A 19,003-nucleotide genomic window follows, 5' to 3' on the forward strand; every position below is an offset into this window, starting at 1 on the left:
GGAACGTATGCACCGCCGCACCCGCACGCTGACCGTCGCCGTGAGCACCCTGGCGCTCACCGCCGCACCGCTCGCCGCGTCCGCCCTCGGCTCGACGCCCACCTCGTCTCCGGACCGCGCCGACTCCCTCCTCGCCGGACCGACCGCAGCGGCAGCCGCGGTCGGTGCCGACGAGACGGCCCTGCGCGAGCAGGTGCAGCAGGCCGCCGAGCAGGCCCGCGCCCAGCACGCCACCCCGCGGGCGACCCGCGACGGGCGCACCACGGCGGTCCCCGGCTCCGCCCAGCTAAAAGCTGGGCTGGACCAGCTCGTGGCCGACGGCGCCGTCGGCGTCACCGCCCAGGTGGAGACGGCCGACCAGACCTGGGCGGGGTCCGCCGGGACCACCACCCTCGACGGGAGCGACCCGGCGCTGACCATCGCCGACTTCCGGGCCGCCAGCAACACCAAGATGATGGTCGCCACCCTGGTCATGCAGGAGGTCGAGGCAGGCACCTGGACCCTGGACACCCGCGTCGACGACATCATCCCCGGGCTCTTCCCCGCCCACCCGGAGGTGACGATCCGTCACCTGCTGGGCCACACCTCGGGTGCCCCGCTCGGCACCTACGAGCTGATCACCCCCTACATCGAGGACCCCACGGACTGGGAGGACTTCGTCGGGGCCCTGAGCCGGGACTACGACGACCAGGAGCACGTGGACGCGGTCAACGCGGTGCCGTGGGCGACCGAGCCGGGGACGTCGATGACCTACTCCAACGCGGGTTACGTGGCGCTCGGGATGCTGCTCGAGGAGGTCAACGGCCGCACCGTCGCCAACCTGCTGCGGGAGCGGGTGCTGCGCCCGACCGGGCTCCGGAACACCTCCCTGCCCACCGTGTCCGACCGACGCGGCAGTGGCCTGCAGGGGGCGATGTTCACCGAACAGGGCTGGTTCCCGCTGCCCGACTTCGACCCGGACGTCTTCTCGCACTCCGGGTCCGTGGTGACCACCGCGGCCGACCTGAACGACTTCACCGAGGCGCTGATGTCGGGCGAGCTGGTGGACCAGTCCACGGTGGACACGATGGTGACGCCGTCGGTGCCGAACGAGTTGAACTACGGCCTGGGCATGTACGCGATCCCGGACCCGTGCACGGAGCCCGGTGAGCCGGTCGAGTACCTCTACGGCCACGACGGCGCGACCTTCGACACGCTGTCGCTGGCGTTCAGCTCCCGGGACGGCTCCCGGCAGTTCTCCCTCGGGGTCGCCGGTCGCGACCTGACCGCCACCCAGGACGGTCTCTACGACATCAACGACGCACTGGTGCCGCTGCTGCTCGCCACCTGCTGACCGGGCAGCGGCACCTGCCCGACCTCAGGGGCGGTCGTCGTCCCAGGAGCCCTCGCGCACCTGGACGGCGGCCTCCTCGGCGCTCTCGTCGAGACCGTCGCGCGGGTGACCGGCCGGCTCCTCGGCCGGCCCGCCCAGCACGTCCTGGTCCGCCGGGATCGCGTCCGGGTCGTCACCCCCGAGCAGCTCCGGCTCCCGGGCGGTGTCCTCGCCACCGTGCTCCGGGGCGCCGTAGGAGGTGCCCTCCTCGGGCAGTTCCTGGGCGATCCGCTGGTCGATCGTCTCCTCCTCGCGGGGGTCGTCGTTGAACTCGGCGCTCACCGGGCGACGCTCCGGCGGGCTCCAGGCGACGTCCGCGGTGGAGTCCGGGTCCTCCAGGTTCACCTCGGCCTCCGCCTCCTGCTCGGGCGACAGGTAGGCGGTGCCGGACTCGTCCTCGTACGGGTTCTCACTCATGGCTCCACGGTGCGGTAGCCGACGGCTCGGGGCAACCCGAGCGTTCCCGTCGCGGCCGTCTACCCTCGTCCGGTGCGTATCGCCTCGGTCAACCTCAACGGCATCCGCGCCGCCCGCCGTCGCGGCCTGGAAGGCTGGATGGAGCATCGCGACTGCGACGTCATCACCGCGCAGGAGGTGCGCTGCACCGTCGCCGACCTGCCGGAGGACGCCTTCGGCGGCTACCACGCGGTCTACGAGCCGGGCAGCATCCCGGGCCGCAACGGGGTCGCGGTGCTCACCCGCCGGCCGCCGGTCGCGGTGCGCACCTGGGGCGCCGAGGTGCTGCGCCGGGCGCCGGGGGAGGGGCATACCTCGCTGGTGCCGGCCGATGACCCCGGCCCGTTGGCGCGGGGGATCTCCCGGTATGCCCCGGAGGGCCGCTACCTGGAGGTGGACCTGGATGCGGCTCAGGGTCCGGTGACCGTCGCCAGCCTCTACCTGCCCAAGGGTGGCCTGCCCGCCGAGCTGCAGGTCGCGGCACGGATGCGGGAGGCACCCGACGGCGGTGCCCGGTACCAGCGCAAGATGCACTTCCTGGACGCCTTCGCGCGTCACCTGGCCCGGGCCCGCACGGCTGCCCGCCGCCGTGGCCGGGAGTTCCTGCTGACCGGGGACCTCAACATCGCGCACTCCCGGCAGGACGTGGCCGCGTGGCGCCGCAACCAGCGGTCCGAGGGGTTCCTGCCGGAGGAGCGGCAGTGGCTGGACGACCAGCTCTCCCCACGGACCCTGGTCGACGTGGTGCGCCGGCTGCACCCGGAGGCGGACGGCCCCTACTCCTGGTGGAGCTGGCTCGGGCAGGCCTACGCGCGGGACGCCGGATGGCGGATCGACTACCAGCTGGCCACGCCCGCCCTGGCGAGGGCGGCGGTCTCTGCCGAGGTCGACCGGGAGCACGACGGGGTGCGGCTCAGCGACCACGCCCCGGTGGTCGTCGACTACGCCCTCTGACCGACCGGGCGAGCGTTGTGCTGCGTTCAGTGGCGACACAACGCTCGCCCGGTGAGTGCACAACGCTCGCCCGGTGAGTGCAGAACGCGCGCCCGGTCGGAACAGAGTGCTCGCCCGGTCGGGTCGGGGTCAGCTCGCGACGTGGTGCACGAAGCACCAGCGCCAGGTCTCCCCCGGCTCGGCCGACTGCATCACCGGGTGCCCGGTGTCCTGGAAGTGGGCGGTCGCGTGCCGATCGGGCGAGGAGTCGCAGCACCCGACGTGGCCGCACTCCAGGCACTGGCGCAGCGCCACCGGCGTGACGCCGTCCTCGGCGCACCGCCGGCAGACCGGGTCCGGGGTGGTCTCCACGATCGGGTATGCCGTCAGCTCCGGGCACTGCCACCCCGTCTGGTGCCCGACGGCCCGGACGTTCTCCCGTGCGGTGGCGCCCACCTCGATCATCGACTCCTCCAGGTCGAGGATGGCCAGCACCTGGCGGACCACCGGGGAGGGCACCTTGCCGTGCGAGCGGATCTGCAGCACCCGCTCCCGTTCGGCGGCGAGCATCGCCAACCGGAGGCGCGCGTAGGACTCCGTCGGGGTGGTCCGCCCCGGGGTGGTCGACAGCTGCTCCCAGGCCGCGAAGGTGCGCTGGTCCAGCCTGGCCCGGATGGCACTCCCGGCGTCGACATCGGTGTCGGTGCCGGTGTCGGCCTCCAGCTCCTCCAGCCGCGCCAGGCCTGCCGCGGCCGCCTGCTGCAGCAGGGTGGCGCGGGCCAGCGCGTCGTCGGCCAGGTCGGGCGAGCGGACCCCGAGACGCCGGGTCAACCAGGGCAGGGTCAGCCCCTGCAGCAGCAGCGTCCCGGCGACCACGGTGAGGGCGACCAGCAGCAGCAGGTTCCGGTAGGGCGCCTCGGGCGGGATCACGAAGGCCGCCGCGATGGTGACCACACCGCGCATACCGGACCAGCCGATCAGGGTGGTCTCGGCGGCCCCTGCGGGCTCGCGTCGGTCCCCCAGCCGGCTGCCGAGCAGCGGCCTGGTGAGGTGCACCCAGGCCAGCCGGACGATGATGACGGTGGCCAGCGTGGCCAGGCAGGTCCCGACCACGAGGCCGAGCGAGAGGCCTGAGCCGGCGAGGTCGTCGACGATCCACCGGGTCTGCAGCCCGATCAGCAGGAAGACCACGTTCTCCAGCAGGAAGCTGATGGTGCGCCAGGTCGTGGTCTCGATCACCCGTGCCCGCGCGCTCTGCAGGGTCGCTGACCGGTGGCCCAGCAGGAGCCCGGCGACCACCACCGCGATCACCCCGGAGCCGCCCACCACCTCGGCCAGCAGGTAGCCCACGAAGGGCGTGACGAAGGACACCGCGGTGTCCAGGATCGGATCGGTGAGACGGCGCCGCACCCAGGCCACGGCCCGGTAGACCACCAACCCGGCCAGCACCCCACCTCCGGCGGCGAGCAGGAAGTCGGCGGCGATCCCCGGAGCGCTCACCCCGCCGGCGATGGCGGCGATCGCGGTCCGCAGCGCCACCAGCGCGGTCGCGTCGTTGAGCAGGGACTCACCCTCGAGCACCGAGACCACCCGCCTGGGGAGCCCGATCCGCCGACCGACGGCGGTGGCCGCGACGGCGTCCGGGGGCGCCACCACCGCGCCGATCGCGAGCGCCACCGGCCACCCGATGTCGGGCAGCAGCGCCACCATCAGGCAGGCCACCGCGAGCGTGGTGACGACCACCGCCGCGACGGACATCACCAGGATCGGCCGCAGGTTGGCCTTCACGTCGACCAACGAGGTCGACAGCGACGCGGTCCACAGTAGCGGCGGCAGCAGCCCGAGGAGCACCACCTCCGGCTGCAGCTGCAGCTCGGGGACCCCGGGCAGGAAGGACAGCCCGATGCCCACCACGGTCAGCAGCAGGGGCGCCGGCACGCTCACGCGTCGCGCCAGCGTCTCGCCGGCGATGACGACCAGGGCGAGGCCGACCAGCAGCACGGCGATCTCCACCCGGACAGTGTCCTCCACCCGAGGCACGGACGCTCGGGCGACGGGCCTCACCTGCACGTCCGGTTTGCCTGGGCCGCCCCGGCCGGGCAGCGTAGGGGTATGCGAGACGGTCGGACCAGCGGCATGCGGCCGGGTGCGCGTCGGGTCCTGCTCGTCGCGGTGGGGACCCGCGGCGACGTCGAACCCGCCGCCCGCCTCGCGCAGGCGCTGCTGGCGCAGGGGATGGCGGTCGCCGTGGCGGTGCTCGCCGACGGGGCCGAGCGGGTGCGTGCCGCCGGCGCCGTCCCGGTCGTGGTGGGTCCGGCTTCCGGCGCGGCGATGTGGTGGGCCTCGCCGACGGCCCAGAGCGCGGCCCGGGCGGTGCCCGCGCTGTCCTACCTCCAGCTGCGGGAACGGCTCTCGGCCGGGGCGGCGCGGGTGGTCGGCACCCTCGCGCCCTGGCTGCGCACCAGCGACGTGGTCCTGGTCGGGCTGGCGCTGGCCAGGCTGGTGCCGGTGCTGGACCGGGCCGGCATCCCTGCGCGCCTGGTGCTGCACGCGCCGCTGCTGCCGCACCCGGCAGGCACTTCGACCTGGGCGCACCCGGTCACTGCCCACCTGCCCCACCAGCTCGAGGACGCCCGCCAGCAGCTCATGTGGTGGCTGACCACCCAGCTGTCGGCGGCCGCGGCGCGGGCGCTGTCCCACGAGCTGGGGCTGGCTCCGGTGACGGCGCGGGACCGGCGACGCCCTGAGCGGACCGCCTACCCACCCCTGATGAGCACCAGCCCGGTGCTGGACCCGGAGCCGGCGCCCGGCCCCGTGCAGACAGGCTTCTGGGGTGACCTGCACCCGGTGCGGCAGCTGCCGGCGGTGCTGCACCGATGGCTCGACCGGCACCCCGGTGCGCTGCTGCTGACCCAGGGGAGCATGCCGCGCACCGCTCCGGAGCAGCAGGTCGCCCGGCTGCTGGCGGCGGCCCGGGCCGTGGGCCGGCCGGCGTTGTTGCAGGTGAACGGTGCGACCGCGGGCCCGCGCCGGGGTGGTCTGGTGATCGGCGAGGTCGACCACCGGTCGCTGCTGGAGCGGGTCGACGCGATCCTGCACCACGGAGGTGCGGGGACCACCCACGTGGCGACCGCAGCCGGGGTGCCCCAGCTGGTGGCGCCCGAGCTGGGCGACCAGTGGCACTGGGGACGCAGGGTGGAGGCGCTGGGGCTGGGCCGCTCCGTCGCCGCCCGGGCGGGGACGGCCCGGGTGGCCCGGCGGCTGGACGAGACGCTCGCTGCGGGACCACGGGCCGCCGCCTCGGCGGCGGCGGTCGCCGAGAGGTCGCGCGGTCAGGACGGTCTGCGCGTCGCGGTGGCCGAGGTGGAGGCGATGGACCGGTGAGGGTGCTGGCGGTCAGCAGCCCCATCTACGCGCATACCGTCAACGCGGTCCCGTTCGTGGTGGGGCTCCAGCAGCGTGGGATCCAGGTGGACCGGGCGATGGCCACGCCCTTCGTCGGGACCGGCGGGTCGGTGCCGGGCGGACGCTGGGACACCGGACCGGTCGCGGACTTCGCCTCCTCACAGGGGGCGCTGCGCGAGGTGTCGCGCCGCTACGCCTGGCTGCTCGAGGACGCCGGCCGGCGGCTGCCCGCGATCCTCGAGCTGATCGAGAGCCTGCGCCCGGACGTGGTGCTCACCGACTCGCTGGGGTATGCCGCCGCGCTCGCGGCCGAGCGCCTCGACCTGCCGTGGGCCACCTTCGGTGACGGCCCGCTGCACTACCCGGACGAGTGGACACCCCCGTTCGGGGCGGGTCTGCCCTACCGCCGGGAGCGGCCCTGGGTGTGGCGCAACCAGGTGATCCAGGCCGCCAGCCGCGGGCTGATCATGCGGACCGCGCAGCGCACCTACGCCGAGGTGCGGGCGGGGATCGGCCTGCCGCCATCCGCCACCCCGGTGCTCGAGGCGGCGCTGTCCCCTCACCTGCACCTGCACTGCGGGGCCCCGGAGCTGGAGTACCCGCGGCAGAGCGTGCCCCGGCACGTGCACTTCGTCGGGGCGCTGCGTCCGCCGGCACCCGGGAGCTGGCAACGTCCGGACTGGTGGGACGCGGTGGTCGGCACCGGCGGTGACGGGGAGACGGATGGCACCAACGGCACCGGGCTCGTGCTCGGCACCCAGGGCACCCTGCGGGCGGACCCCGCCGAGGTGCTCGCCCCCACCGCGGTCGCGCTGTCCCGGCTGAAGCTTCCCGGCATCCTCACCACCGGCGCGGGGGACCCGGCGCTGCTCGGAGGCCCGGGGCTGCTCGAGCGTCCCGAAGGCCCTGGACCGCAAGGACCCGGGCGGGTCGCGGTCGAGGCGTTCGTCCCCTACGAGGCGGTGCTGCCGCACACCTCCGTCTTCGTCACCAACGGCGGCTGGACCGGGGTGCTGCTGGCCCTGGCCCACGGGGTGCCGGTGGTGCAGGTGGGCCGCACCGAGGAGAAGGCGGACATCGGGCGCCGGGTGGAGTGGGCCGGTGCCGGGGTGCATCTTCCCTCTCCCGGACGGGGCACCGACCCGCGCCCTCTGGTCCGTGCCCTGGACACCGTCTCCACCGACCCGGCCTACCGGCGGGCGGCCTCCGGGATCGCCGCCAGCCTCGCCGGACGGGACCCCGGCCGGGATGGTGCGGCCCTCATCGAGGCGTGCGCGTCGAGGGGCATCGGATAGTGTCCAGGGGTGACCTCGGCAGGGATGAACGAACGTTGAACACGGAGACCGACAGGCAGCGCACCACCGTGCGTGCGAGCCCGGTGGACGAGGTCGTCCTGGTGGCCGAGGACGGCACCCCTGTCGGCGCCGCACCGAAGGCCACCGTGCACACCGCCACCACCCCTCTGCACCAGGCCTTCTCGCTGTACCTCTTCGACGAGCGGGGACGGGTGCTCATCACCCGGCGCGCGCTGAGCAAGCTCACCTGGCCCGGGGTGTGGACGAACGCCTGCTGCGGGCACCCCCGTCCCGGTGAGGCCTGGGAGGACGCCCTGCGCCGTCGGCTCGACGAGGAGCTGGGACTCGACGTCACCGACCTGGAGATGGTGCTCCCCGACTTCCGCTACCGTGCCGTCGACGCCAGTGGCGTGGTCGAGCACGAGTTGTGCCCCGTCTACGTCGGGCGTACCACCGGTGAGCTCCGCACGGACCCCGACGAGGTCAGCCAGCACGCCTGGGTCACCTGGTCGGACCTGGTCACCGCGGTGCGGGCGACCCCGGAGGTCTACAGCCCGTGGGCCGCGCTGCAGGTCCCCCGGCTGGACGCCGAACGATGCCGGCTGCCGGTGGCGTCCGTGGGCGGGTCGGCCGGACCCATCGGCGACACGGCGACGGCCACCGGGGACGCGGGACCCACCGGGACCACCGGTGTCCAGCGGACCCTGACCGCCGTCCAGGACCTGCTGCGCGCCGAGCTGGGGCGCCTCGCCCGGACCTGGTCGGAGCTGGCACCCGAGGGGGAGGTGGACCTGCTCCGGGACGAGCCCGGAGACCTGCCGGGATGGCTGCGCACCCTGCTGGAGGGCGGTGGCAAGCGGCTGCGCCCGCAGATGTGCCACTGGGGCTTCGTCGCCGCCGGCGGCCGGCCGGGGACCCGCCGCCACGACGACGTGGTCCGCGCCGCCGCGGCCCTGGAGACGCTGCACCTCTTCGCCCTGGTGCACGACGACGTGATGGACCAGTCCGGTGAACGACGCGGCCACCCTGCCGTGCACGTGGTGGCGGGCGATGCGCACCGGTCCGGGCAGGGCCACGGCGACCCGCTGCGGTTCGGCGAGAACATCGCCATCCTGCTCGGCGACCTGGCCCACAGCGAGGCGGACCGGCTGGTGCACACCCTGCCGGCGGTGATGCGGGACTACTGGTTCGAGCTCAACCTCGAGCTGATCGTCGGCCAACGGGCCGACCTCACCGGGGCGGCCGCCCGGCGCACCGACCTGGCGCACGCCGAGTCGGTGGCGGCGCTGAAGTCCGGGTCCTACACCATCGAGCGGCCGCTGCAGCTGGGCGCGCTGGCCGCGCACGCCGACCCCGACCAGCGCGCCGCACTCGCCCGCTACGGCTGGCACCTGGGCCGGGCCTTCGCCTGGCGGGACGACGTGCTCGGTGTCTGGGGCGACCACACCACCACCGGCAAGCCCTCCGGCGACGACCTGCGTGAGGGCAAGACCACCCTGATCTGGGTGCTCGGCGCGCAGCGGCTCACCGGCGAGGCCGCCGAGGCCATGCACCGGGTCGGCACCGCGCAGGCGCGGCTCGAGGACGTGGGGCTGCTCCAGCACGCGCTGGACGAGGCCGGGGTGCGTCAGGAGATCGAGGACCGGATCGCCGCCGAGATCGAGGAGGCCGAGACCGCCCTGGTCGGGGCTCCGCTCACCACCGAGGGCGTCGCCGGGCTGCTCGCCGTCGCCCGTGCCGTCGCCTGGAGGACCTCATGAGCCATGTCGTCGTGATCGGGGCCGGCCTCGCCGGCCTGGCCGCTGCCTGCCACCTGGTGGGTGACGGCCACCGGGTCACCGTGCTGGAGCGGGAGGACGTCCCTGGTGGGCGGGCCGGCCGACTGGAGCGGGGCGGGTTCACCTTCGACACCGGCCCGACCGTGCTGACCATGCCCGACCTCATCGACCGCCCGCTGCGGGCGGCGGGCTCCAGCCTCGCCGAGCGCCTGGACCTGCAGCTGCTGGACCCCGCCTACCGCGCCTTCTACGCCGACGGCTCGACCCTGGAGGTCCGGCACGGCCACGAGGCGATGCGGGCCGAGATCCACCGCGAGTGCGGCAGCCTGGACGCGGCCGCCTTCGACGAGTTCGTGGTCTGGCTGCGCAAGCTCTACCTGGCCGAGATGCCGAACTTCATCGACCGCAACTTCGACCGTCCCACCGACCTGCTGGCCCGCCCGCGGGCCGCCGCCCAGCTGCTCGCGATGGGCGGCTTCACCAGGCTCGGCCCGATGATCCGGCGCCGCTTCCAGGACGACCGGCTGCACCGTCTCTTCTCGTTCCAGGCGATGTATGCCGGGCTCGCGCCGGACGACGCGCTGTCCATCTACGCGGTCATCACCTACATGGACTCCATCGAGGGCGTCTACTTCCCGAAGGGCGGGATGCGCGCGGTGCCGGAGGCGCTGGCCGGTGCCGCCACCGACGCGGGCGCCGAGATCCGCTACGGCAGCACCGTCACCGAGCTGCTGCGCGACTCCGCCGGGCGGGTGCGGGGGGTGGCCACCGAGGACGAGCAGATCGCCGCCGACGCCGTGGTCTGCACCATCGACCTGCCGACGGCATACCGCTGGCTGCTGCCGGACGTGCGCGCCCCGCGGGCCGTGCGCGGGATCGGTGGACGCCTCGGCGGCGACTACTCCCCCTCGGCCGTGGTGTGGCACGTCGGGGTCCGTGGGGTCCCGGAGGGCAAGGCGCACCACAACATCCACTTCGGCCAGGAGTGGTCCGGCGCGTTCACCGACCTGATGAAGAAGGGCACCCTGATGGGCGACCCGTCCCGGCTGGTCACCGTGCACTCCCTCGATGACGAGGAGGCGGCGCCGGAGGGCTCCAGCACCCTCTACGTCCTGGAGCCGGTGCCCAACCTGGACGTCGGCACCATCGACTGGGAGCAGCAGCGGGAACCGATGCGGGAACGGCTGCTGGCATTCCTGGAGGAGGCGGGCTATCCGACCGACGTGGTCGTCGACGAGCTCGTCACCCCGCTGGACTGGGAGCGGCAGGGGATGGCCGCGGGCACCCCCTTCGCGCTGGCGCACACCTTCGCGCAGACCGGTCCGTTCCGGCCCGGCAACGTGGACCGGCGGGTGCCGGGCCTGGTCTTCGCCGGCTCGGGCACGGTCCCGGGCGTCGGCGTGCCGATGGTCCTGCCGTCGGGGAGGCTGGCGGCGCTGCGGGTGCGGGAGCTGCTGGGGTGAGCGGCCCGCCCACCGCCGACCCGCTGCTGGTGGAGGGGTACCGCCGGTGCGCCGAGCTGACCCGTCGGCACGGCACCACCTACTACTGGGGGGCCCGGCTGCTGCCGGTCTCGCAGCGGGTCGACGTCTACGCCGTGTACGCCCTGTGCCGGCTCGCCGACGACATCGTCGACGAGCCGGACACGGTGGACCTGGCGGTGCCCTCGCACCCTGACCCCGCCGTCCGGCTGCGCCTCTTCGAGGACTCCTTCACCGAGGCGCTGGCCGCGGGCGGGTCGGCGGAGCCGGTGATGGCCGCGGTCGTGGACAGCCTGGCCCGCCGGGGCACCGACCTGGAGTGCTTCGACCGGTTCTTCCGGGCGATGGAGCTGGACCTGACCCGGGAGACGTGGCAGAGCTGGGAGGAGCTGCGGGACGGCTACATGGAGGGCTCGGCGGCGGTGATCGGGGAGATGATGCTGCCGGTGCTGGAGCCGCACACCCCGCTGGCCCAGGGGCCTGCCCGCTCGCTCGGGCTGGCCTTCCAGCTGACCAACTTCCTGCGCGACGTCGGTGAGGACCTGGACCGGGGCCGGGTCTACCTGCCGCAGGAGGACCTGGCCCGGCACGGCGCGGACCCGGCCCTGCGCACGGTCACGCCGCAGTGGCGGGCGATGATGGCCGAGCAGATCGAGCGCAACCGGGGCCTCTACCGGGACGCGGCCCGCGGGGTGGCGATGCTGCCCCGGCCCGGCGCGCGGTGCGTGGCGACAGCTCTGCGGATGTACTCGCTGATCCTGCGCCTGATCGAGGAGGCGGACTACGACGTCTTCGCCGGGCGGGTGCGGGTGCCGGGGCCGACCAAGGTCGCGATCCTGGCCGACGTGCTGGCCCGCGGCCCCAGCCGGCGGCTGACGCCGGTGCCTGCGGGTGGCCGGCGATGAGCCGGATGACGCTGCCGCACCCGCACCTGATCGCGCTGCGGCTCGCGGCGACGCTGCTGCTCAGCTGCGTCATCGGCCAGGCAGGGTGGGCCGCGGCCTGGCTCGGCGGGGAGGGGCGGTACGCCGCCTTCCACGAGGTCGGTGCCTGGACCACCCTCGTCGTCGCGCTCGGTACCGCCGGCCTGTATGCCGTGCTGCACCGCTCCGCCGGTGCGGTGAACCTGTGGCTGGCGGTCGGTCTGGCCGCGGTGGTCACCGCCCAGGTCGTCCTCGGCTCCACCGGGCAGCGGGCGCTGCACATCTTCGTGGGGGTGCTGGTGGCGATGCTGGCGACCGCGCTGACCTCGTGGACGTACCGGCACGAGCTGCCGGACGCCCCGGTCAGCCGCTGAGCCGCAGCCGCATCCCGCGCAGCGTGTAGCCCTCGATCAGGTCGTCCCAGCCGAGGTCCGGCTCCCGGACCAGCTCCGGACGCAGCGCGAGCAGCCGGTGCAGCAGCACGTCGGACTCCAGCATCGCCAGCGGCTGACCCGGGCACTTGTGCTCCCCGTCCCCGAAGGACAGGCCGGCCGGGTTGACGCCCGCGGGCAACGGCCGGCCCGGGCGCAGCGCCAGCGGGTCCTCGCCCACCGCCTCCGGGTCGGCGTTGGCTGACCGGACACAGACGTCGACGAGCTCGCCGGGCGCCACCGGGCAACCGCCGCGGACGGGCGTACCGGAAGGGTCGGGACCGTCGTCCAGGTCCACCTCGACCTGCGCCCGCCGGTAGAGGTGGCCCACCACCGGCTCGAGGCGGATGATCTCGTGCAGGACCGCCAGCCGCTCGTCCTGCGAGCCCGACCGGTAGCGGTCCGCCAGCTCCGGGTCACCGAGCAGGTGCCATGCGGCCATCACGATGAACTCGCGGGTGGTCACCATCCCGGCGGTGCCGTAGGTGACGCACTCGACGAGGATGTCGGTGCCGCGGTAGCCCTCCTGCAGCAGGTGGCTGATGATGTCCTGGCGGGGCTCGCGGCGCCGGGACCGGACGGCCGGCCGCACGTCGGACCACCAGAAGCGCAGCACCGGCACCAGCCCGTTGACGGCCGCCCGGGCCCACTGCCGGGGGGTGCGCCCGAGGTCCTCCCGGGTGATGTCCAGCGGCGGCTGGTTGAAGAAGCTGACCAGCCGGCGCGCCATCCGGGGCACCGACGACTCGGTCAGCCCGACCACCTCCGCGGTCACCTCGACGGTGTAGAGCAGCGCCAGGTCGTCCAGGGTGGTGCCCCCCTCGGTCCGGGCCTGCGCGAGCAGCCGGTCGGCGCACTCCTGCATCGAGGCCAGGTAGCGGCGCTGCACGACCGTCGGGGCGAGGAAGCGGGCCACCTTGCGGCGCTGCTCGTCGTGCACCGGGCCGTCCGAGACCAGGATCGGGTGCAGCTTCAGCCGGCGCGGGATCTTCTCGGCGGTGAACCCGGCCTGGGTGGTGGCGTGCCGGGCCCGCAGCAGCCGCCGGGCCTGGGCCAGCCCCCGCACCCGCCAGATCGTGCTCACCCCCGGGCGGTCGCCCGGGTCCTGCCGCTCGAGCCGTGGTGCGTCGCGCTCCCCCGGCCGGACGGCACGCCGGGAGGACGCCGTCACCGGCGCCCCGGTCGGCGCCGCAGGACCCCCTCGAGGGGGACGGTCCAGATGTCCTCGCCCCGCGCGCCCCAGCCGACCAGCAGCTGGTTGGCGGCGAGCACCCCGGTCACCGCGGCACGTTCCATCAGTGCGATCGGCCAGTCGACCCGCAGCCCGTCCCCGGCCAGGACCAACCCCGGGTAGGGGGTCCGCACCGTCAGCCGGTCCCGCCAGGGTCCGGTGCCGACCAGGCCGCAGTCGTCCTCGACGAGCAGCTCCTCGTGCAGCACGCCCAGTGCTGCGGTCTCCGGATAGACCTCGTGCAGCGAGGCCAGCAGCCGGGACCGCACGAGCTCCACGTCCACCCCGCGCGGGCCGTCCCCGGCGAGCGCCGGCTCGCGCTCCGGGTCGACGGCGTAGGCGTGCAGCTCCACGACCGACCCGCCGTGCTCGGCCGACCACCGGGCCGCCCCGGCCTCGAAACGCTCCAGCACCGTGACGTTGTCCAGCAGGTCGTAGTCGCTGGTGCCGAGGAAGGCCTCCCGCCCGGGCTGCACCGTCCCGTCCAGCCAGAGCCGCAGCACCACGAACGGTGGCGCGTTGCGTCCGGCCGCGACCCGGCGGTGCCAGTCCTGCAGCTCGCCCGTGCCGTCACCGGAGGCGTCGTCCAGGACCGCCGACTGGCCCGGCACGGGCCCGGCGAGCGGCTCCACCAGGGACCGGGTGGCCCGCGGGTCGGTCGCCAGCACCACCGCGTCGGCGGTGAGCTCCTCGTCCTGGCCGACGCGCACCCTCCATCCCCCGGCCTCGTCCTGACGCAGCGAGGTGACCCGCTCACCCAGACGCAGCTGCCCGCCCAGGCCCTGCAGGTAGCGCCCGAGCGGGGCCCACAGCGCGGTGTCGTAGTCGTCGTCCGGGACGTCGAAGAGAAGGCCCTCCGAGCTGCCGGTGAAGTAGGCGTGGAACATCCCGACGAGCTCCCCGGCGCCGAAGTCGGAGGGGTGCGCGAAGAAGGACCGGGCGAAGACCTCGAGGGCCAGGTGCCGGGCGCCGTCGGGGAACCGCAGCCGGTCCAGGAACGCCTCGGCGGACTCGCCGTCGTAGCGCTCGTGGCTCTCGGGGTAGGAGACGTTGATCAGCTCGAGCGCGCTGGGCACGTGCACCGACGCCAGCGCCGACACCGGGAAGGTGGGGCTGCGCACGACGAAGGCCGCGAGGTTGGCCGGCGGTGTGACCGGCAGCGCGGCGAAGGAGTCGGTCAGGCCGTCTCCACGGCGCAGCGGGTAGTCGGGCACCGGGACCAGGTGCCTCAGCGTCGGGTCGGCACGGCGCAGCAGCGAACGCAGCGTGTAGTACTGACGGAAGAAGGCGTGGAAGCCGCGGCTCATCGTCCGCCCGTCGGCGGCGGGGGCGCCCAGCGGACGGGACGTGGGCCACGCGCGGACCCGACCGCCGAGCTGCTCGCAGGCCTCGACCAGGGTGACCCGCACCCCCCGCTCCAGCAGCACGGTGGCGGCGCCGAGCCCGGCGATGCCACCGCCGACGACCACGACGTGCTGGTCGCCGGTGACCCGGGCGGTGCCCGGGTCGGCCGGGTGCCGGACGGCGTGCCGGTCACGACCGGGGGGGACGGGGCGGACCATGGGGCTCCTCTACTCGGGCCGGCGGGCCAGGACGGTGTGCAGGATCCCGCGCTGCCAGCCGCGGGCTGTGCTCCAGGACGCCTCGCCCAGACCGACCCGCTCCAGCCGACCGGCCAGCTCGTCGGTGCTGTCGTTGTCGAGGACGCTGCGCCACAGGTAGCGGTAGATCGCCGGGTTGCCGCGCAGCACCACCGCGAGCGGGGTGACCACGGCCCAGCAGACCAGGGTCCACACCGCGGTCGCGACCTGGTCGCCCTTGACGTGGTAGTCCTGCAGCGCCACCCACCCGCCGGGGCGGACCTGGTCCCGGATCGCGGCGAGGACCTCGTCGCGCTGCTCCGGCGGCACGTTGCGCAGCAGGTATGCCGCGAACGCCCCGTCCGCGGGTGCCTCCACCTCGCGGTCGGCGACCGCGGGCAGGTCCTGGGCGTAGGCCTGCACGAAGCGGACCCCTTCCGGCCAGTCCTTCTCCCGGGCCTGGGTGAGCATCCCGGCCGAGGCGTCCAGGCCGATGACGGTGGCGCCCGGTCCGGCGGCGTCCAGCACGGCACGGGTGGACAGGCCGGAGCCGCAGCCCAGGTCCCACAGCCGCAGCGGATCGCCGGAGCGTGGACGCACCCGCTCCACCAGCGACCGCGCGGCGTCGCGCAGGGCGCCGTGGTAGCCGGGGTTGAGCCTGGTCAGCAGGTCGTAGCGTTCCGCGGCGCGGTCGAACTGCTCGGAGAGCTGCATACCCTCAGCGTAGTCCGGGCCGCGAGGCCCCCGGCACCGTGTGCACGCCGGACGCACGACAGATGTCATACGGGTCGACCAGCAGGTCCGCCTAGGTTGGGGGTATGCCGAGCACCCCCGCCCTCGAGGCCCGCGGCCTGGTCCGCCGGTTCGGGACCGTCACCGCCGTCGACGACGTCAGCCTGAGCATCGGGGCCGGCGAGACGGTGGGCCTGCTCGGCCCCAACGGGGCCGGCAAGACGACCGCGATCTCGATGATGGCCGGCCTGCTGCGCCCCGACGCGGGCACCGTGCAGGTGGCCGGGGAGTCGATGCTGGACGCGCCGCTGCGGGCCAAGCGGCACCTGGGTCTGGTCCCGCAGGAGCTGGCGATCTACCCCGAGCTCTCGGCCCGGGACAACCTGCGCTTCTTCGGGCGGCTGCAGGGGCTGGGGCGCGGTGAGCTCACCCACCGGGTCGGCGAGGTGCTGGAGACGGTGGGGCTGGGTGAGCGGGCCACCGGGGCGTCGAAGAACTTCTCCGGCGGCATGAAGCGGCGCCTCAACATCGCCATCGGCCTGCTGCACCGCCCCACCCTGCTCATCCTGGACGAGCCCACGGTGGGGGTGGACCCGCAGTCCCGCAACGCGATCCTGGAGTCGGTGGAGGCGCTCACCGACCAGGGCATGGCGGTGCTCTACACCACGCACTACATGGAGGAGGCGCAGCGGCTCTGCGACCGGATCGCGATCATGGACGAGGGCCGGGTGCGGGCCGCGGGCACCCAGGACGAGCTGGTCGAGAGCAGCGGGCGGGTCGACACCATCGCGCTGCGCGGCGGCGGTGACCTGGACGTGGCGGCCACGGCGGTGCGCGCCCTGCCCGCCGTGCAGCAGGTCGTGCGTGACGGGGAGACGCTGCGGCTGACGGTGCCCCGGGCCGCCGGGTCCATCGCCGAGATCGTGAGCGTCGTCTCCGGGGCCGGGATGCGGCTGACCGACGTGCAGGTCGCCCGGCCCGACCTGGAGTCGGTCTTCCTGCAGATGACCGGGAAGGCGCTGAGGGACTGATGCGCGCCCTCCTCACCCTGGTCGGCCACGACCTGCGCCAGCACCTGCGGGACCGCTCGATGCTGCTCTTCGCGGTGGTCATCCCGCTGTCGCTGGCCTTCGTCTTCAGCCTGGCCTTCTCCGGCATCGAGGACGTCGCGCTCGACCCGGTGACCGTCGCGGTCTCCGCGGCCGAGGAGGACGAGGCGGCCCAGGCCGTGGTCGCGACCCTGGAGGGCCTGCCCGAGCAGGGGGTCGAGGCCGATGTCCGGCGGGTCCCGCTCGCCCAGCAGGACGAGGTCGCGGCACAGGTCGAGGACGGCACCGCCGGGGTGGGGGTGGTGCTCCCCGAGGGCTTCGGGGTGGCCCTGTCCGCCGGGGACGGGACCGCCGGGGTCACCGTCCGGCTCGGCCCCGACGCCGGGCTGTCCGGCGACGTCGTCGCCTCGCTGGTCGCCTCGACCGTGGCCCGGATGGACGCGGACGCCGCCGCGCTCGCCCTCGCAGCCGGGTCCGGGGAGGGGGCCGGGCTCACCGGCGCCCAGGTGGACGCGCTCGCCGCCGAGCTGGCCGGGTCCCGGCCCGAGGTGGAACGAACCGGCGCCCGGGTCAGCGGGGAGAGCCTGTCGCTGAGCTCGGGCATCGTGGCCGGCCAGGCCGGGATGTTCCTCTTCTTCACCGTCGGCTTCGCCGTGCTCACCCTGCTGACCGAGCGGGAGTGGGGCACCCTGGGCAGGGTGCGGACGATGCCGCTGCCCCGCTGGATGGTGCCGGTGTCCAAGGCGCTGGTCGCGCTGCTGCTGGGGGTCACCTCGACCACGGTCATCCTGCTGGCCGGAGCGTTCCTGCTGGACGGGGTGAGCTTCGGCAGCTGGCCGGTGGTGCTGCTGCTGGTCGTGGCGGTGGTGGCGGCCGCGACCTCGGTGATGTTCATCATCCTGCGGGTCGCGGCGACCTCGGAGCAGGCCAGCCTGGCGATGTCGGTCATCGCGCTCACCCTCGGCGTCAGCGGCGGCAGCTTCTTCACCGTCCCCACCGAGGGCTGGGTCGGTCGGCTGCTGACGGTGAACCCGGTGGCCGCGCTGATCCGCGGACTGGGCATCACCTCGGGCGGTGGCGGCGCGGCGGCGCTGGCCCCGGTGCTGCTCACGCTGCTGGCCTTCACCGCCGGGGCGCTCCTGGTGGCGCGGCTGCTCCCGGCCCGCAGGGACGCGCTGTGAGGGCCGCCCTCGCGCTCGGGGCGCTGGAGCTGCGCCGTTTCCTGGCCGACAGGTTCAACCTGTTCTTCGTCTTCGTCCTGCCGCTGATGCTGGTCGGCGTGCTGGGTCTGCAGGCCGGTGGAGCGCCGTCGCCACAGCTGGCGCTCGCCCCTGGCGCCGACGGGGCGGCCGGTGAGGAGGTGCTCGACCAGCTCCAGGACCGGGCCGAGGAGGCAGGGCTGGAGGTCACGGCATACCCGGACCGGGCGGAGCTGGAGGCGGCCGTCGGCGCGGGCTCCGGCGGCGTGGACGTCGGGGCCGTGCTGCTCGGCACCGATCCGCTGCGGCTCGAGCTGGTCTCGGTGGGTGACCCTGACCCGCTCACCGCGCAGCTCGTCCAGGGCGCCGCCGACGAGCTCTCGGTGCAGCGCCAGCGGGTGGCCGACCTGACCGATGCCGGGGTAGACCCCGGCGTCGCCGAGGACGCCGCCGCCGGGCCACCCGGCTGGGAGCCGGTGGGGGTGGAGGTCGTCGGTGAGGTCCCGGGGGAGGCGGGCATCGCCGGAGCCACCCGGTTCGAGCTGGGCGCCACCGGACAGCTGCTGCTCTTCGTCTTCCTGAACACGCTGGGCGCCTCGGCCGCGATGATCCAGGCGCGCCGCAGCGGCGCCGTCCGGCGGGCGCTCGCGGCGCCGGTGACCCCGGGTCAGACGGTCGCCGGCCTGGCCCTGGGACGGCTGGTCATCGCCCTCTTCCAGGCCGGCTGGATCATCGGGATGTCCAGCCTGCTGTTCGGGGTCGGCTGGGGGTCGCTGCCCGCCGTGCTCGTCGTGGTGGCGGTCTTCGGGCTCGTCGCCGCCGGGTTGGCCCTGGTGGTCGGGGTGCTGGTCGACGCCGAGGGACCGGCCAGCGGGCTGTCCGTCGGCGCCGGCCTGGTGCTCGGGGCGCTCGGCGGCTGCATGGTGCCGCTGGAGTTCTTCCCGGACGGTCTGCGACGGGTCGCGATGCTGACCCCGCACGCCTGGGGCTACGAGGCGCTCGCGGCGATCCAGCGCGAGGGGGCTGGCGTGCTGGACGTGCTGCCCCAGGTGGGGGTGCTGGCCGCGATGGCGCTCGCGGTGCTCGGGGCCGGGGCCTGGTTGCTGCGCCGGAGCCTCGAACGCTCCATGTGACCGGG

Annotated in this window: 16 protein-coding genes; 11 read left to right on the forward strand and 5 right to left on the reverse strand. The window is 74.6% G+C overall.

The window, feature by feature from the left end:
- Positions 1–7: 7 nt before the first annotated feature.
- Complete coding sequence (locus tag ACI3EY_RS01345) at positions 8–1,333, forward strand: serine hydrolase domain-containing protein (RefSeq protein WP_405039151.1); 1,326 nt, start codon at positions 8–10, stop codon at positions 1,331–1,333.
- 24 nt (positions 1,334–1,357) lie between these two features.
- On the opposite strand, the gene ACI3EY_RS01350 is transcribed toward ACI3EY_RS01345, so the two are convergent.
- The gene (locus ACI3EY_RS01350) at positions 1,358–1,789 is read right to left on the reverse strand and encodes a hypothetical protein (protein ID WP_405039152.1); all 432 of its coding nucleotides are present in this window, start codon (positions 1,787–1,789) and stop codon (positions 1,358–1,360) included.
- Between the two features lie 72 nt (positions 1,790–1,861).
- Between ACI3EY_RS01350 and ACI3EY_RS01355 the strand changes: the two genes are divergently transcribed.
- Positions 1,862–2,782 (forward strand): exodeoxyribonuclease III, encoded by a 921-nt coding sequence (locus ACI3EY_RS01355; RefSeq protein ID WP_405039153.1) that lies wholly within the window; start codon positions 1,862–1,864, stop codon positions 2,780–2,782.
- 129 nt (positions 2,783–2,911) lie between these two features.
- Here ACI3EY_RS01355 and ACI3EY_RS01360 read toward each other — a convergent pair whose 3' ends face one another.
- Positions 2,912–4,774 carry a Na+/H+ antiporter gene (locus ACI3EY_RS01360; protein ID WP_405039154.1) on the reverse strand — a complete coding sequence of 621 codons (1,863 nt, stop codon included), beginning with the start codon at positions 4,772–4,774 and terminating at the stop codon, positions 2,912–2,914.
- Between the two features lie 99 nt (positions 4,775–4,873).
- Here ACI3EY_RS01360 and ACI3EY_RS01365 point away from each other — a divergent pair, with 99 nt between their 5' ends.
- From ACI3EY_RS01365 to ACI3EY_RS01390, 6 genes are read left to right on the forward strand one after another with little or no spacing between them, the layout of a single operon-like run.
- On the forward strand, positions 4,874–6,145 hold the full coding sequence (locus ACI3EY_RS01365) for a nucleotide disphospho-sugar-binding domain-containing protein (RefSeq protein ID WP_405039155.1): 1,272 nt from the start codon (positions 4,874–4,876) through the stop codon (positions 6,143–6,145).
- A complete protein-coding gene (locus ACI3EY_RS01370; protein WP_405039156.1) occupies positions 6,142–7,461 on the forward strand; it encodes a glycosyltransferase in 1,320 nt (439 codons plus the stop codon). Before ACI3EY_RS01365 ends, ACI3EY_RS01370 begins: the two co-directional genes overlap by 4 nt.
- Positions 7,462–7,496: 35 nt before the next feature.
- Entirely contained in the window at positions 7,497–9,221 is a 1,725-nt protein-coding gene (gene idi / locus ACI3EY_RS01375; RefSeq protein WP_405039157.1) for an isopentenyl-diphosphate Delta-isomerase, read from the forward strand.
- Positions 9,218–10,702 (forward strand): phytoene desaturase family protein, encoded by a 1,485-nt coding sequence (gene crtI / locus ACI3EY_RS01380; RefSeq protein ID WP_405039158.1) that lies wholly within the window; start codon positions 9,218–9,220, stop codon positions 10,700–10,702. The genes idi and crtI overlap by 4 nt, the downstream gene beginning before the upstream one ends.
- Positions 10,699–11,625: a phytoene/squalene synthase family protein gene (locus tag ACI3EY_RS01385; RefSeq protein WP_405038497.1), complete on the forward strand. Its 927-nt coding sequence runs from the start codon at positions 10,699–10,701 to the stop codon at positions 11,623–11,625. Before crtI ends, ACI3EY_RS01385 begins: the two co-directional genes overlap by 4 nt.
- On the forward strand, positions 11,622–12,017 hold the full coding sequence (locus ACI3EY_RS01390) for a hypothetical protein (RefSeq protein ID WP_405038498.1): 396 nt from the start codon (positions 11,622–11,624) through the stop codon (positions 12,015–12,017). Before ACI3EY_RS01385 ends, ACI3EY_RS01390 begins: the two co-directional genes overlap by 4 nt.
- On the opposite strand, the gene ACI3EY_RS01395 is transcribed toward ACI3EY_RS01390, so the two are convergent.
- From ACI3EY_RS01395 to ACI3EY_RS01405, 3 genes are all read right to left on the reverse strand, one after another.
- A complete protein-coding gene (locus ACI3EY_RS01395; protein WP_405039159.1) occupies positions 12,007–13,158 on the reverse strand; it encodes a cytochrome P450 in 1,152 nt (383 codons plus the stop codon). The two genes, ACI3EY_RS01390 and ACI3EY_RS01395, sit on opposite strands and share 11 nt — an antisense overlap.
- An 83-nt stretch (positions 13,159–13,241) precedes the next feature.
- Positions 13,242–14,867: an FAD-dependent oxidoreductase gene (locus ACI3EY_RS01400; RefSeq protein WP_405039160.1), complete on the reverse strand. Its 1,626-nt coding sequence runs from the start codon at positions 14,865–14,867 to the stop codon at positions 13,242–13,244.
- Positions 14,868–14,876: 9 nt separating this feature from the next.
- Entirely contained in the window at positions 14,877–15,599 is a 723-nt protein-coding gene (locus ACI3EY_RS01405; protein ID WP_405038501.1) for a methyltransferase domain-containing protein, read from the reverse strand.
- 104 nt (positions 15,600–15,703) lie between these two features.
- Here ACI3EY_RS01405 and ACI3EY_RS01410 point away from each other — a divergent pair, with 104 nt between their 5' ends.
- Genes ACI3EY_RS01410 through ACI3EY_RS01420 form a run of 3 tightly spaced genes read left to right on the forward strand, consistent with a single transcriptional unit; the run spans position 15,704 to position 18,998 of the window.
- Complete coding sequence (locus ACI3EY_RS01410; RefSeq protein WP_405039161.1) at positions 15,704–16,648, forward strand: ABC transporter ATP-binding protein; 945 nt, start codon at positions 15,704–15,706, stop codon at positions 16,646–16,648.
- The gene (locus ACI3EY_RS01415; RefSeq protein ID WP_405039162.1) at positions 16,648–17,847 is read left to right on the forward strand and encodes an ABC transporter permease; all 1,200 of its coding nucleotides are present in this window, start codon (positions 16,648–16,650) and stop codon (positions 17,845–17,847) included. The genes ACI3EY_RS01410 and ACI3EY_RS01415 overlap by 1 nt, the downstream gene beginning before the upstream one ends.
- Positions 17,844–18,998: an ABC transporter permease gene (locus ACI3EY_RS01420; protein WP_405038504.1), complete on the forward strand. Its 1,155-nt coding sequence runs from the start codon at positions 17,844–17,846 to the stop codon at positions 18,996–18,998. Before ACI3EY_RS01415 ends, ACI3EY_RS01420 begins: the two co-directional genes overlap by 4 nt.
- Positions 18,999–19,003: the final 5 nt, after the last annotated feature.

This window comes from Serinicoccus shuyuelongi (assembly GCF_045032955.1).
Taxonomy (GTDB): Bacteria; Actinomycetota; Actinomycetes; order Actinomycetales; family Dermatophilaceae; genus Ornithinicoccus.

Coding starts and splice junctions, on each gene's coding strand:
- ACI3EY_RS01390 (WP_405038498.1), top strand. CDS start 11,622: ATGAGCCGGATGACGCTGCCGCACCCGCACCTGATCGCGCTGCGGCTC.
- ACI3EY_RS01400 (WP_405039160.1), bottom strand. CDS start 14,867: ATGGTCCGCCCCGTCCCCCCCGGTCGTGACCGGCACGCCGTCCGGCAC.
- ACI3EY_RS01415 (WP_405039162.1), top strand. CDS start 16,648: ATGCGCGCCCTCCTCACCCTGGTCGGCCACGACCTGCGCCAGCACCTG.
- ACI3EY_RS01350 (WP_405039152.1), bottom strand. CDS start 1,789: ATGAGTGAGAACCCGTACGAGGACGAGTCCGGCACCGCCTACCTGTCG.
- crtI (WP_405039158.1), top strand. CDS start 9,218: ATGAGCCATGTCGTCGTGATCGGGGCCGGCCTCGCCGGCCTGGCCGCT.
- ACI3EY_RS01410 (WP_405039161.1), top strand. CDS start 15,704: ATGCCGAGCACCCCCGCCCTCGAGGCCCGCGGCCTGGTCCGCCGGTTC.
- ACI3EY_RS01365 (WP_405039155.1), top strand. CDS start 4,874: ATGCGAGACGGTCGGACCAGCGGCATGCGGCCGGGTGCGCGTCGGGTC.
- ACI3EY_RS01345 (WP_405039151.1), top strand. CDS start 8: ATGCACCGCCGCACCCGCACGCTGACCGTCGCCGTGAGCACCCTGGCG.
- ACI3EY_RS01405 (WP_405038501.1), bottom strand. CDS start 15,599: ATGCAGCTCTCCGAGCAGTTCGACCGCGCCGCGGAACGCTACGACCTG.